Source organism: Novosphingobium sp. ES2-1, from assembly GCF_015169775.1.
GTDB classification, from domain to species: Bacteria; Pseudomonadota; Alphaproteobacteria; order Sphingomonadales; family Sphingomonadaceae; genus Novosphingobium; species Novosphingobium subterraneum.
Genome location: NZ_CP063445.1, coordinates 17261 through 30469 on the forward strand (window position 1 = coordinate 17261; position 13209 = coordinate 30469).

The 13209-nt window shown below is 64.7% G+C and carries 11 protein-coding genes; 4 read left to right on the forward strand and 7 right to left on the reverse strand.

Features of this window, described 5'->3' with window-relative positions; genetic code table 11:
- Positions 1–7: 7 nt before the first annotated feature.
- Both IM701_RS00070 and IM701_RS00075 read right to left on the reverse strand, forming a co-directional pair.
- Entirely contained in the window at positions 8–2056 is a 2049-nt protein-coding gene (locus IM701_RS00070) for a hydantoinase/oxoprolinase family protein (RefSeq protein ID WP_193827416.1), read from the reverse strand.
- Between the two features lie 7 nt (positions 2057–2063).
- Entirely contained in the window at positions 2064–2978 is a 915-nt protein-coding gene (locus tag IM701_RS00075; RefSeq protein ID WP_193827417.1) for a hydroxymethylglutaryl-CoA lyase, read from the reverse strand.
- Positions 2979–3233: 255 nt separating this feature from the next.
- Here IM701_RS00075 and IM701_RS00080 point away from each other — a divergent pair, with 255 nt between their 5' ends.
- Positions 3234–5774, forward strand: coding sequence for a TonB-dependent receptor (locus IM701_RS00080; protein WP_193827418.1), 2541 nt, complete (start codon positions 3234–3236; stop codon positions 5772–5774).
- Between the two features lie 83 nt (positions 5775–5857).
- Complete coding sequence (locus tag IM701_RS00085; RefSeq protein ID WP_039333097.1) at positions 5858–6526, forward strand: GntR family transcriptional regulator; 669 nt, start codon at positions 5858–5860, stop codon at positions 6524–6526.
- Here IM701_RS00085 and IM701_RS00090 read toward each other — a convergent pair.
- Positions 6511–7017: a hemerythrin domain-containing protein gene (locus IM701_RS00090; RefSeq protein ID WP_039333096.1), complete on the reverse strand. Its 507-nt coding sequence runs from the start codon at positions 7015–7017 to the stop codon at positions 6511–6513. The genes IM701_RS00085 and IM701_RS00090 overlap by 16 nt on opposite strands.
- Before the next feature lie 97 nt (positions 7018–7114).
- On the opposite strand from IM701_RS00090, the gene IM701_RS00095 reads away from it, so the two are divergent.
- Positions 7115–7906 carry a histidine phosphatase family protein gene (locus tag IM701_RS00095; protein WP_193827419.1) on the forward strand — a complete coding sequence of 264 codons (792 nt, stop codon included), beginning with the start codon at positions 7115–7117 and terminating at the stop codon, positions 7904–7906.
- A complete protein-coding gene (locus IM701_RS00100) occupies positions 7899–8780 on the forward strand; it encodes an NAD(P)H-hydrate dehydratase (protein WP_193827420.1) in 882 nt (293 codons plus the stop codon). The genes IM701_RS00095 and IM701_RS00100 overlap by 8 nt, the downstream gene beginning before the upstream one ends.
- On the opposite strand, the gene IM701_RS00105 is transcribed toward IM701_RS00100, so the two are convergent.
- From IM701_RS00105 to IM701_RS00120, 4 genes are read right to left on the reverse strand one after another with little or no spacing between them, the layout of a single operon-like run.
- Positions 8749–9135, reverse strand: coding sequence for a ferredoxin (locus IM701_RS00105; protein ID WP_039333092.1), 387 nt, complete (start codon positions 9133–9135; stop codon positions 8749–8751). The genes IM701_RS00100 and IM701_RS00105 overlap by 32 nt on opposite strands.
- Positions 9132–11240, reverse strand: coding sequence for a S9 family peptidase (locus tag IM701_RS00110; RefSeq protein WP_193827421.1), 2109 nt, complete (start codon positions 11238–11240; stop codon positions 9132–9134). The genes IM701_RS00105 and IM701_RS00110 overlap by 4 nt, the downstream gene beginning before the upstream one ends.
- Positions 11241–11298: 58 nt before the next feature.
- Positions 11299–11709, reverse strand: a complete 411-nt coding sequence (locus tag IM701_RS00115; protein ID WP_039333087.1) for a DUF2497 domain-containing protein — start codon at positions 11707–11709, stop codon at positions 11299–11301.
- Between the two features lie 41 nt (positions 11710–11750).
- Positions 11751–13205 carry a TolC family outer membrane protein gene (locus tag IM701_RS00120; RefSeq protein WP_062342365.1) on the reverse strand — a complete coding sequence of 485 codons (1455 nt, stop codon included), beginning with the start codon at positions 13203–13205 and terminating at the stop codon, positions 11751–11753.
- Positions 13206–13209 lie beyond the last annotated feature (4 nt).

Sequence of the window (13209 nt, forward strand, 5' to 3'; positions counted from 1 at the left end):
CGCCTCCTCAGGCCAGATTGATCAGGATATTGCCGACGTGGTCGACGGTGCCGATGCAGCCGCTTTCGATCAGGGTCGTGGAATCCATTTCGCAGACGATGGCCGGGCCGGGGATCACGTCTCCGGCGTGCAACTTGGCGCGATCATAGATCACGGCGGCCTGCTCTCGCCCGTCCATCCACAAGGTGTGGTCACGCATTCTGGCGGCGATGGGGTTGCCGTCACCCTTCTCGAGTTCGGCGGCTGGCAGGTCGAGAGCGCGACCCATGGCCACGGCGCGCAGGTTCACGATCTCGTGCGGGGTGTCCATGTTGAAGGTGAACAGGCGCTTGTGCTCGGCATCGAAGCGGGCGAGGATTCCGGCGATGCCATCGGTGGTCAGCACATCGGGAGTAATCGTCAGCGGCACTTCGAAGGCTTGCCCGGCATAGCGCACGTCCACTTCGAAAGCGGTGCTGATTTCGTCTTCGGGCACGCCATCGGCAAGCAGTTCGGCGCGGGTCTGGGCGGCCATTTCTTCAAGGATGGCAATGAGGTCTGCCGCTTCGGTCTGGCTGGCGAGACGGCTGAACGAGCGCGCGGTTTCGGTGCGCATCCGCGTCGTCGCATCGCCAAGGGCGCAGAGCACGCCGGGGCTGACCGGCGAGATCGCGGGCCAGCTGCCCATCAGGCGGGCCACGGCATTGACGTGGAGCGGGCCTGCGCCGCCGAAGCCCATCAGCGCAAAGTCGCGCGGGTCATACCCCTGCTGCACCGAGATCATGCGCAGCGCGCCGAACATGTTCTCGTTGACGATGTCGATGATCCCTCGCGCAGCCGCCATCAGGTCGATGCCGAGGGCGTCGGCAATGGTCTGCACCGCCTTCTTCGCGCCTTCGCGGTCAAGATTGAACGTGCCGCCGAGGAGGTTCTCGGGAAGGTAGCCGAGCACGACGTTTGCATCGGTCACCGTGGGCAGGGTGCCGCCTTTTCCATAGGCGACCGGCCCCGGCACGGCTCCTGCGCTCTGCGGCCCGACCCGAAGGGCTCTTGTCAGCTCAGGAACATAGGCAATCGAACCGCCGCCTGCGCCCACGGTCTTCACGTCCAGCGCCGAGGCGCGGACCGAGAGATGGCCGACTTCGGTGGTGCGCTGGCGGCGGGCTTCGAGATTTTCTATAAGGGCAACGTCGGTGCTGGTGCCGCCGACGTCGAGAGTCAGGATATTCCTGATCCCGGCATTGCGGCCGACCCAGATCGCGCCCGTCACGCCACCGGCAGGGCCGGACATCAGGATGTTGACCGGATGCTCTTCGGCCTTCTGTGCGCTCATCAGACCGCCGTCCGAGCGCAGCAGCGAGAGCTTGCCGTTCATCCCCGCCTCGGCAAGGCGCGAGCGCAGGTTGGAGACATACTTGCCGACGACCGGGCGCACCGCCGCGTTGGCCACTGTCGTCAGGGTGCGCTCGTACTCCTGCATTTCGGGCAGGACTTCGTGGCTCAGCGAGACCGGCACGCCCGGGATGATCTCTGCCGCCAGTTCACCCACGCGCTTCTCGTGCGCGCCATTGGTGTAGGCGTTGATCAGGCTCACGGTGATCGCTTCGACGCCATTGTCCCTGAGCACGCCCAGTCGCGCGCGGATGTCGGCATCGTCGATCGGGCGGATTTCCGAGCCTTCGGCGCTCATGCGGCCCTTGATCGTGACGGTATCCTCGAGCGCTGCCAGCGGCTGGGGCTTGGGCCAGACGATCCAGCCAGCCAGCCCGCCCGGCACGAAGCTGCGCGCGATCTGCATGATGTGGCGATAGCCCTCCGTCGTGACCAGGCCGACGCGCGAGCCCTTGCCTTCGAGCACGGCATTGGTCGCGACCGTGGTGCCGTGGAGGAAGAATTCGACGTCTCCAGGCGTTATGCCGGCCTTGTTGCAGATTGCGGTGACGCCATTGAGGATGCCCTCCGAGCTGTCGTGCGGGGTCGATGGCGTCTTGTGGCGCCAGAACGCGCTCGACGAGGTGTCAAACAGCAGGAGGTCGGTGAAAGTGCCGCCGACGTCCACGCCAAGGCGATAGCCCATTGCTCGATTACTCCTGAACGATCTTGGGGAAACGCGGGGCCTTGGCCACCATTGAAGGAAGTTCGCGGGCCATTACGCCGGAGAGCCAGCGATTGGCTTCGATCAACTGAGACAGGTCCATGCCGGTCTCCACGCCCGCGCGGTGGAGCATGTAGACGACATCCTCGCTCGACACGTTGCCTGCGGCTCCGGGCGCGAAGGGACAGCCGCCGAGGCCACCCAGCGCCGCGTCGACCACTGTCGCCCCAGCCTCGACCGCAGCCCAGACATTGGCGATGCCGGTGCCTCTGGTGTTGTGGAAATGTACTCGGACCGGCAACGGCGACACTGCTGCGACCACACGGCGGACAAGGCGCGAGACGTGGGCAGGGTCGGCAACGCCGATGGTGTCGGCAAGCGCGACCTCGACAGGTTCTGCCTCGGCCAGCTCCGCCGCCAAGGCGACGACGCGATCCTCTGACACCTCGCCCTCGAACGGGCAGCCGAATGATGCGCCGATGGTCGCCTGGCCCTTCAGGCCTGCGCCCTTCGCCATGGCAACGATGGCCTTTGCAGCGGCAACTGACTCGTCGCTGGTCTGGCCCTGGTTGGCGATGGCAAAGCCGTCGGTAGCAACGCAAACCGCACCAAGTTCATGCAGGCGCCCGGTGGCAATGGCGCGCTCGGCACCCCTGGCGTTGAGGACGAGGCCGATGAAGCTGACGCCATCCGCTTGCGGAAGGCCTGCGCAGACATCTTCGGCGTCGGCCATCTGTGGCACGCGCTTGGGATTGACGAAGCTCGTCACCTCGATGCGGCGCGCGCCCGCGGCAATGCTGCGCCGGATCAGTTCGAGCTTGTGCGCCGTGGACACGATCGCCTTCTCGTTCTGCAGCCCGTCGCGCGGGCCGACTTCGACGAACGAAATCGCGCGCGCGGTCATGCGGCTTCTCCGCAAGTGGGGTTGGGCATGCAGAAGGTCATCAATCTAGGTCTCTCTTCGTATGCAATATCACTGTGCGGTCATTGCAGGAGGTGCCGAAACCTGCCCGTAGGTGCAGGTTCGCTAGCACCTTGACCGATCAAGTTTGTATACAATAAGCTGCCTTCCCGGAAAGCGAGCGTCAAGAGGGGGGCGAAAGCCCGTGCGCTCGCAGCATCGATAGCGTCGCGACCGAACCAACAGGGAGGTTTGAGAATGCGTGCCACCCGTCTCCTATTGAACACCGCAGTGCTTGGCCTGATCGCCAGTGCAGCCCCGTCCTTCGCCCAGGAAGCGCCACAGGATGCCGCGCAAGCGGCTGACGACGGTGATAGCATCATTGTCACGGCCCGCCGCCAGAACGAGCGCCTGCAGGACGTACCGGCGTCGGTATCGGTCTTGACAGCCACTGCGCTGCAGAACACCGGGGCGGTCAAGGCAGAGGACTTCACCCAGCTTACGCCCGGCGTGACGATCGTGACAGGCACGGCTGAGGCCGGCGACACGCAGATCAACATTCGCGGGATCAACGGTGCGCGCGATGCTGAAAGTTCGGTCGCGCTGGTGGTCGACGGCATTCTCAAGACCAACACCGCGCAGCTCAACCAGCCGCAGGGCACATTGTCGCAGGTCGAAGTGCTGAAGGGACCGCAAGGCGCGCTTTACGGCCGCAACGCCGCGGCAGGTGCGATCGTGCTGCAGACCCTCAAGCCCACCGACACGCTGACGGGCGGCCTGCGCGCCTCCTATGCGAACGAAGCGACTTACGAAGCCACTGCACACATTGCCGGGCCGCTGGGCGAAAACGTCGGCTTTGTAGCCTCGGGCTATTACTTCACCACCGACGGATGGTGGCGCAACAAGTTCCTGAGCAACTCCAAGACCGTTGACGACAAGGAAAACTGGGCGCTCGACGGCCGGGTGATGATCGGCAAGGGCACCGCGACCCAACTTGACGTCAAGGCGCGCTATGCCGAGTTCCATGGCGCATCGCTGCCGTTCAACGCTTCGTTCCACCTGCCCCAATTCGGTGCGGTGAACCCTGCGTTCTACGAGGACGTGAACAAGCACCAGTTCAACTTCTACAACAACATCCGCGCCACCAACGACCAGAAGAGCTTCGATGCTTCGATCAAGCTCGACCAGGAGTTCGGCAACGGCATGAAGCTGGTGGCCTGGGCGCTCTACTCCGACGTCAAGCAGGACCTTGTCGCCGATGGCACTTCGGCCGATTTCGCGCGCTACATCACCAACACCGACCCTCGCGTAGCCAGCACTGTCGCCAAGTGCTTCTCCAGCACGGCGGCGCTCACCGGCTACCCGGTCAACCAGCCCGGCGGGATCGGCGCTATCCCCGTGCCGTTCTTGTTTGCCCCGGCCAACGGTTCGACCTTTGGCCCCTACAGCCCGACGACCTGCGACGGCATCCAGTACCAGCTGCGCAACCAGAAGGATTTCAGCACCGAGATCCGGCTGCTGTCGAACACCGATGGCGCGCTGACCTGGCAACTCGGGGCCTACTACCTGCACATCGATCGCAAGACCGGCGTCAGTCTTGGTGGCGATACCGGGCAGGGCGTGATCAAGCAGCTCTACAACGCGCCGGACACCACGAACCCGACCTCGCTGCTCTTGGCCGACAAGTTCCGCACCAACGTCTACGCGGCGTTCGGTTCAGCCGAGTGGAAGCCTTCGGAGGTGTTCACCGGTGGCATCGCGCTGCGCTATGACATCGAGGATCGCGCCGCCAATTCGCTCGTCCCGAATGTGACGGATCCCTTCACCGGTGGCCCCATCAATCCGGGCCTCGCCTTCGGTGCCTTCACGCCGCAAAACGCCACGTTCAAGCAGCTTCAGCCCAAGGTGACGTTGAGCTTCCACCCCAGCAACCAGCTGAATCTCTATGCCAACTGGGGCATCGGCTTCAAATCCGGGGGCTTCAACAACCAGGGCTCTTCGGCCGTGGTCAACACCCGCTTCAACAACGGCGTCACGCCGGGCACGATCAACGCGGGCGTCACCATCAACGACCAGTACCGCAAGGAACGCTCCAGCGCGTTCGAGGCGGGCGTGAAGGGCGAGCTGTTCGACGGCCGCATCACCTACGATCTTGCCGGCTACTACACCCGCGTTACCGATATGCAGTTCTTCGAATTCTTCGTCGGCGACTTCGGCCTGCTGCGCGTCGTCTCGAACATCGATCGCGTCGACATCAAGGGCGCCGAGATCAACCTGACCGGCAAGGTGGTCGATGGCTGGAAGGTGTTCGGATCGTTCAACGTCACCGACAGCGAGATCAAGAAGAACCGCTCGCGCCCCTACACCGTCGGCAACAAGTCGCCCTATACAGCCGACTGGACGCTCAACCTCGGTTCCGAAATCACCGCGCCGCTGACCGACAACGCCAAGCTGCTGTTCCGCGCCGACTATCGCGTGACCGGCCCGACGTGGTTCCATTCGGTGCAGGATCAGGAGCGCCCGACCATCTTCTCAGGGCTGCTGCCGATCTCGCAGCTGCCGTTCCTGCCCCCCTCGTTCGGCAACGCACGCTACGACGTTGCCAAGCGCGATGCTTTCGGCGTGCTCAACCTGCGCGCCGGGATCACCACGCCGAACTACCGGATCGCGGTGTTCGCGGACAATCTGCTCGACCGCAAGTACATCGCCGAGGCGATCCCGGCGATCGAGTTCGGGGGTTCCTTCATCTCGCCGGGCGCGCGTCGCCTGATAGGGGTTGAAGTGGGCGCATCGTTCTGATGAGGGCTTCAGGATAAATCCGGCGGGGAGCGGGTTCTGCCTGCTCCCCCTGAAGATACAGGCCCGGCAATACAGGAGCGTACGTGTCCAAAGCCTCGCAGGAAGCCTACCGCAAGATCCGCGCAGGGATCCTGTCAGGGCACTTCCCTGCCGGACAGTTCGTGCCCGAGGACGAATTCGCGCAGTACTGCGGATTGTCCCGCACCCCGGTGCGCGAGGCTATCGCGGAACTGGTGGCCGAGATGCTGTTGCAGCGCTCGGGCACCAACCGCGTATTCGTGCCGGTCTGGTCGGACGAGGACGAGGAAGAGCTGTTCACCTTGCGCGCAATGCTCGAAAGCCATTGCGCCACCCGCGCCGCGCGGCTCATTACCGACGAACAGATCGCCGAGCTCAAGGTCCATTGTGACTTCATCGACGACGCGATCTCGGCCCCCGACGGTCCGGACGTCTCCGGATTTGTCGAGGGCAACCGCCATTTCCACGCCGTCATCCTCGCGGCTGCGCAATCGGACCGGCTGGCCCAGCTGATGAAGTTCGTCGTCAGCCAGATCGTCGTGCACCGCACGGCGGAACAGTACAGCCGGGCGGACATGGAGCAGAGCCAGCGCGACCATCGTGACCTCGTCAGCGCATTCGAGATGCGTGACGAGGACTGGGCGGGCGCGGTGGCAAACACCCATATCCGGCGCGCGGCCAACGCCTACCGCACTATGCGGCAGGGCAGCGAGGCAGCTCAGGCCGAGGCTTGAAGCACCCGCAATTCGGCCTCGGGCAGGACTTCGGTCTTTGCCTGGGCCATCAGTTCCTGCTTGCGCGCCAGCATCGCATCACGCAGCGCGACCATGTCGAGGCCGGCTTCGCGTGCCTGCGAGAACATGCCTTCCGAGCGTGCTTCTTCCTCGTGGACGTGGTGCTTGATCTCTTCGCTGAGCACCTTGACCTTGGCCTCGAAGAACTCGTCCTCCGGCGAAGTCACCATGATGTCGTTGATCAGCAGCTTTGCAGCATCATGCTCGACATAGGCCTCGGTATAGGTCTCTTCCTCGATCTTGCCCTTGAGGGCGGGGTAGAAGATCTCTTCCTCGATGATCGTGTGGATCTTCAGCTCGTTGCAGATCTGCAGAGCCAGCGCCTGCTTGCGGTCCGAGCGGGCGCTTTCGAACTTCTCGAACAGCGCCTCGACATTGCGGTGGTCGGCCTTGAGCAGGGCAATGGCATCGGTGAACTTCGCTTGAGCCATGGGTCTAAGTCCTTGAAAATGAGTCGGTTGATCGCTCAATCCCTCAAGGGCGGCGAATGTTCCGGAACCAACCTGTGCGCCTCGCGCTTGGCTTTTCATGACTGGACTTCGCACGCTGCCGCAACCGCACGAACGCTGGCCCGAGGTGCTGTGGCTGATCCGTCACGGCCAGAGCGCAGGCAACGTCGCGCGCGATGCCGCGGACGCTGCGGGCGACCTGCGCATTGCGCTCGACCATCGCGATGTCGATGTGCCGCTTTCCGCGCTCGGCTGCGAACAAGCCCGCGCCCTCGGGCACTGGTTCGCCAGTGGGGAAGAAGGTGCGCGGCCGGAGGTCATCCTGGCCAGTCCCTATGTCCGCGCCGTGCAAACGGCGGAGGTCTTTCGCGAGGCAGGGGGCTGTGATCCAGACTTGCGCATCTGCATCGACGAACGCCTGCGGGAAAAGGAGTTCGGAATCCTCGACGGGCTGACGACGCTTGGCATCCACCATTACCAGCCAGATCAGGCCGAGTTCCGCCGCGTGCTGGGCAAGTTCTACCACCGCCCTCCCGGGGGCGAGAGCTGGGTCGACGTGATCTTCCGCCTGCGCGCGCTGCTCGACACGGTCTCGCTGCACTACGCCGGCAAGCGCGTGATGATCGTCGCGCATCAGGTTGTCGTGCTGTGCATGCGCTACATCGTCGAGCATCTCTCCGAAGCGGAGATCCTTGCCATCGACAAGGCCGGCGACATCGCCAACTGCGCGATCACGCAATACCGGCTTGACCGTTCCGGCAAGGGCGACGGCGAACTCGTGCTCGAGCATTACAATATGGTCGCGCCGATGGTCCGCGAAGGTACTGAACCGACCCGCGAGCCCGACCGCATGGTGGCGGCCCGTGGCTGAAGCGCGAACTCTCGACGGCGCGTGGTTGCGCCAGCATCCGTTGCCGCAGCCGCACGAGGAAAGCGACAAGAACGCGCGCGGTCGCGTGCTCGTTGTCGGCGGTTGCACCATGGTTCCGGGCGGGGTGCGCCTCACCGCCGAGGCCGCCCTGCGCGCTGGTGCGGGCAAGGTGCGCATCGCGACAGTCGAAACGACCGCGATAATGATCGGCATAGTGATGCCGGAAGTCGCCGTCCTGCCGCTGGCACCCGATCCCAAGGGCGAGATCGACGCCACCCGCACGAGTTTGGAACGAGAAGTGGACAAGAGCGATTGCCTGGTTCTAGGCCCTGCGATGAGCTGTGCGGAACAGGCCTCGGCGTTGGTCGGCAGGCTGATGCAGGCCGTGGATGAAACGCCACTGGTGCTCGACGCCGCAGCGCTCATGGCGATCTGCGATCATGCAGGGCGCTTGCGCGAGCGACGCTTACCGGCTGTCCTGACCCCCCACATCGGCGAGATTTCCGCGCTGCTCGGCGATGATGCCGGCGCGATCGAGCAGGACCGCGCCGCCGCCGTGCGCCGTTGTGCCGAACGCTTCGGGTCCGTCGTCGTCCTGAAAGGTGCAGTCAGTCTGGTTGCGGCTCCTACAGGCGAGCTGTTCAGCTATAGCGGCGGCAACGTCGGATTGGCCACTGGCGGATCGGGCGACGTCATGGCGGGAATTGCCGCAGCCCTGCTGGCACGCGGAGCAGCGCCGCTTCAGGCAGCCTTGTGGTCCGTCTGGCTGCATGGCGAGGCCGGGCGCCGTTGTGCCGAAGCGATCGGCCCGCTGGGCTACCTTGCCAGTGAGCTTCTCGGCTTCATTCCGCGGGTGATGGAACGGGCTGCCTGAGCCGGTAGTCCTCGACCGGAACGCCGCCGATCACATGCTCCTGGATGATCCGCTCCAGCACGGGCGGGGTGCAGGAATGGTACCAGACATTGTCCGGGTAGACGACTGCGACCGGCCCGACCATGCACACCCGCAAACAGCCGACCTTGTTGCGCAGCACCCCTTGCGCCCCGCCGAGCTTCAGCTCGCCAAGGCGCTTCTTGAGGTAGTTCCACGCCTCATCCCCTACGTCGCGCGGGGCGCACTTGTCCTTTTCCGGCCCGGCGCAGAGCAGGATGTGGCGCTGCGGATTGAACCCGCCGAGCTTTTCCAGGGCTATTTCAGCCAGAGCAATTTCAGCGGAATCGGGCGTCATTCGGCCTTGCCGTCCTTTTTCAACCAGCGGTTGAGCCAGTTGAACGAGGTCTGGTGCCACTGCAACGAGTTCTTGGGCTTGAGCACCCAGTGGTTCTCGTCCGGGAAGACCAGCAGTTCGGAAGGGACGCCGCGACGCTGCAGCGCCGTAAATGCGGCCAGGCCTTGCGTATAGGGAATGCGGAAGTCCTTCTCGCCCGTGATCACCAGCATCGGCGTCTTCCACTTGACGACGTGGTTGACCGGGTTCCACTTCTCGAACTCTTGCGGAGCCTCGTGATAGGGGTGCCCGCCGTGCTCCCACTCGTCGAACCACAGCTCTTCGGTCTCGTAGGCCATGGCGCGGGCATCGAACACACCGTCATGCTGCACGAGGCACTTGAAGCGGTCCGGCCATACGCCGGCGATCCAGTTCATCATATAGCCGCCATAGGAAGCACCTGCCGCGCAGGCATTGTTGCCGTCGATCTGCCCATCGAGCGCGATCGCAGCGGCAAAGCCCTTCTGCAGGTCTTCCAGTGGCTTGCCGCCCCACTGGCGGTTGATGGCGTCGGTAAAGGCCTGGCCATATCCGGTGGAACCGTGGAAATCGACCGAGACGATGGCGTAACCCTGGCTCGCCCAGACGCGCGGATTCCAGCGGTTGGACCAGCTATCGTTGTACGACCCCTGCGGCCCGCCGTGGACGAACAGGACCGACGGCATCCTGCCCTTGATCCAGCTCGGCTTGGTGATCTGGCCCCAGACCGTATCGCCATCCGCGCCCTTGAAGCTGAACCGCTGCGTGACGACCGGCGCGCGCTGGGCCAGCGCCGAAGTGGCAACGTCCGTCAGCCGGATTCCGGCCTTGCCCGGCTTGCCGATAAACAGTTCGGCCGGAGCATCGATCGAATCGCGGGTATAGAGCAGGCGGCCGTCCTTGAGTGGCACAACATTGCCGATGTGCCCCTCGCGGCCGGGATTGAGGACGAGGCGGGTGACCTTCCCGCTCTGCGGATCGATGCGGAATGCGGGCGTATCAAGGACGTCCTCTGCCGTAGCGATCAGGGCCTTGCTGTCCTGCGACCACGTCAGCGAGGCGACCGAGCGGTCCCAGCCGCCGGTCAGTTCGTGCTTTTCGCCGGTCTGCAGGTTGATGAGGTGGACGACCAGACGGTCCGCTTCGTAACCGGGGCGCGCCATTGCGGCATAGGCCAGCCACTTGCCATCGGGCGAGGGGGCGGGGGTGTTGTCGGTGGCCTTGTTGGCCTCGGTCAGGTTCTTCGGAGCCGCACCATCCAGCCGTGATTGCCAGATATCGAGATTGGTCGAAGTCGGCTCGTTGCGGTCTGCCTGCCGCGCGACGAAGAACAGCGATTGCGCATCCGCGGCCCAGGCGACGTCCTCGCCGCCGCCGAAGGGCTTGCCGGGGCTGTCGCCGGTAAGCGTGCCTATAGGTCCATCGGCAGCCTTGCCATCGCCCACGACCTTGCCATCGGCGCCGAGATCGAAGGCAAAGACCCGGCTGTAGTTGCCGGGCGTTTCCCACGCGTCCCAGTGGCGCACGAAGCCCGCACCGTCCTTGTAATGACGGCCTGTGCCAGGTCCTGGGAGGGCGGTGTTGCCGTCGCTATCGCAGCCGAAGGTCGGGCAATCGCGTGCGATATCGCCCCACACGGCGATGCGTTTGCCATCGGGAGACAATTCGAACCCGGATACCTCTGCCTTGAAGGCAGTGACCTGGGTCGTCACGCCCGAGGCGACGTCCACTTTCCAGACCTGCGTCGTCTCGGCTTCACCGACCTTGCGGTCTGAAAGGTAGTAGAGGGCGCCGTCGGCGGCGAAGGCAGGATCGCTGGCGCTGCCGCCGGTGTCGACGCGGCGCGGCTGGCCCCTGCCGTCGGCACTGCGCACCCACAATGTCGGCGTGCGTTTGTAACTGCCCGGATCGGTGGTGGTGACGATATAGGCCACTGTCTTGCCGTCGGGCGAAACCGCCGTGCCGCCAAGGCGGCTGAGCGTGACCAGATCCTGCGAGGAGAACGGCGCCCCCTGCTGGGCGGAAGCGGGTGCGGCATAGACGACAGCAAGCGGAGCGACCGCCAGCAACAGCGAGTTGGTTTTCATGGAAACCGGATTAGCGCCGTAAGCCTACGGCGCAAACCGCAAAATCAGCCGCGCCTGATTACCCGCGCTTACCCGCGATGCGCGCGATTTCAGCCGCGACCATCTTTTCGACCATGGCGGGCAGGTTCCTGTCGAGCCATTCGGCCAGCATCGGCTTGAGCAGTTCGCGCACCAGCCCTTCGAGCGAGGTCTCGCCCGAGCGCACGATCTGTGGCGCAACACCCGGCTGCGCCAGCATCGAAAGCGCCGCCAGCGATTCGCGCATCGAGGCGGCTGCCGCGTCGGCGATCAGGCCGCCTGCAGGCTCGGCTTCGTCCTCCTCGGCAGGGTCGGTCAGTTCGAGTACGTCCGGGCGCGGGGCGGGCTTGGGCTGCAGGCGCGCCTGCGCCTCGGCCTTGTTGTCGCGCGCGATCACTTTCTTGATCGATTCGAGGATTTCCTCGACGGACGGTTCACCGGCCTGACGCATCGCAACTTTTACCCCCAAATGCCCCTGCTGCACCGATTCTCTCAAGGAAGCGGCGTTTGCGGAATTGTCGCATCCTGCGCGGGCGTGTCAACGGTGCGCGTCGACACCGCCGCAGGCTTGGGATCGCGGTCCCAGTCCCAGAAGCGCCCCTTCACGCGGTCATAGTTGATCTGCGGATCATACAGCGCCCCGCCATCGAGGCCGAGGTCATTGGCATCGGCCTTGCCCATTGCCGACAGCAGGTTGAACCCGGCGACATAGGCATTGCGCCGCGCGGCCACGAGTTGCACCTGCGCGCGCAGCAGTTCCTGCTCGGCATCGAGGATGTTGAGGATAGTGCGATTGCCGACGGTGTTCTCGGCACGGACGCCCTCGAGGCTCAGCGCCGCAGCATCGACTGCGGTCTGGTTCATCGCGATGATCTCGTTGGCGGCAAGCCAGGAAGCGTAGGCCGAGCGAACGGTGGCGATGACCTCGCGCTCGACGCCGATTTCCTGCTCGAGCGTGGCAGTTTCACGCGCCTGCGCCTGACGGGTCTGCGCGGCAGGTCCGCCGCCCTGATAGAGCGGAATCGAGACGCTGACACCGGCCTGGGCGGTGGTGTTCGCCTGCTGCAAGGTCTGGCTCGAACCCTGGAAAGTCCCCTTGAAGGCCTGACGGCTGCCGTTCGTGGAGAGCGATACCGTGGGCAGCTTTGCCGCGTCGGCAACCTTCACGTCAAAGGCAGCGGCCTTGCTCCGCTCGCGCGCGGCCATGAGATCGGGATTGTTTTCGAGTGCGAAGTCGACGGCATCATCCGGATTGGCAGGAAGGCCGGGCAGCGGCGGCGGAGGCTGCAGATCGGTTGGCGCCTTGCCGACAACCTGAATATACCGCTCACGGCTGGCGATCAGGTTGGCCTGTGCGGTGCGCAGATCGCCACGGGCGAGAGCGAGGCGCGAGTTGGACTGGGCAACGTCCGTGCGGGTCACGTCGCCGATCTCGAAGCGGTCGCTGGTGGCCTTGAGGTTCACTTCCAGAACCTCGACGTTGCTCTTGTTGAGCCCGACGATCGCGGAATCGCGGATCACGTCCATGTAGGCCGCCACGACTTGCGAGAACACGCCCGACTCGGTGGCGCGGAGGTCTTCCTGCCCGGCTTCGACGCGCGTCTTGGCGGCACGGATTGAATTCTTGACCGATCCGCCGGAATAGACTGGCACCCCGAGGCTCAGGTCGACGCTGTTCGACCAGTCCGTGATCAGGAACGAATTGGGGTTGGCGCGCAGAACTTTCGTGTAGCTGGCCTGCCCCTGCAAGCTTGGCAAGCCGCGGGCGCGGGCCAGTGGCACGCCTTCGTCGGTCGCCCGCTGCGTCGCGCGTGCGGCCTGAAGCGTGGGATTGGTGTTGTAGGCGCTGGTCAGCGCCTCGCGCAGGTCATCGGCCAGAGCGGGAGTGACAGCGAGGCTTGCGGCGCTGGCCGCCAGAATGAGGCGTAGCGCCTTGCCGGTGGCCATGGGG

Bases quoted from the DNA above. Each gene is read 5' to 3' on its own strand.
- IM701_RS00115 (WP_039333087.1), bottom strand. From the start codon at position 11,709: ATGCGTCAGGCCGGTGAACCGTCCGTCGAGGAAATCCTCGAATCGATC.
- IM701_RS00090 (WP_039333096.1), bottom strand. From the start codon at position 7,017: ATGGCTCAAGCGAAGTTCACCGATGCCATTGCCCTGCTCAAGGCCGAC.
- IM701_RS00080 (WP_193827418.1), top strand. From the start codon at position 3,234: ATGCGTGCCACCCGTCTCCTATTGAACACCGCAGTGCTTGGCCTGATC.
- IM701_RS00110 (WP_193827421.1), bottom strand. From the start codon at position 11,240: ATGAAAACCAACTCGCTGTTGCTGGCGGTCGCTCCGCTTGCTGTCGTC.
- IM701_RS00095 (WP_193827419.1), top strand. From the start codon at position 7,115: ATGACTGGACTTCGCACGCTGCCGCAACCGCACGAACGCTGGCCCGAG.
- IM701_RS00105 (WP_039333092.1), bottom strand. From the start codon at position 9,135: ATGACGCCCGATTCCGCTGAAATTGCTCTGGCTGAAATAGCCCTGGAA.
- IM701_RS00120 (WP_062342365.1), bottom strand. From the start codon at position 13,205: ATGGCCACCGGCAAGGCGCTACGCCTCATTCTGGCGGCCAGCGCCGCA.
- IM701_RS00070 (WP_193827416.1), bottom strand. From the start codon at position 2,056: ATGGGCTATCGCCTTGGCGTGGACGTCGGCGGCACTTTCACCGACCTC.
- IM701_RS00075 (WP_193827417.1), bottom strand. From the start codon at position 2,978: ATGACCGCGCGCGCGATTTCGTTCGTCGAAGTCGGCCCGCGCGACGGG.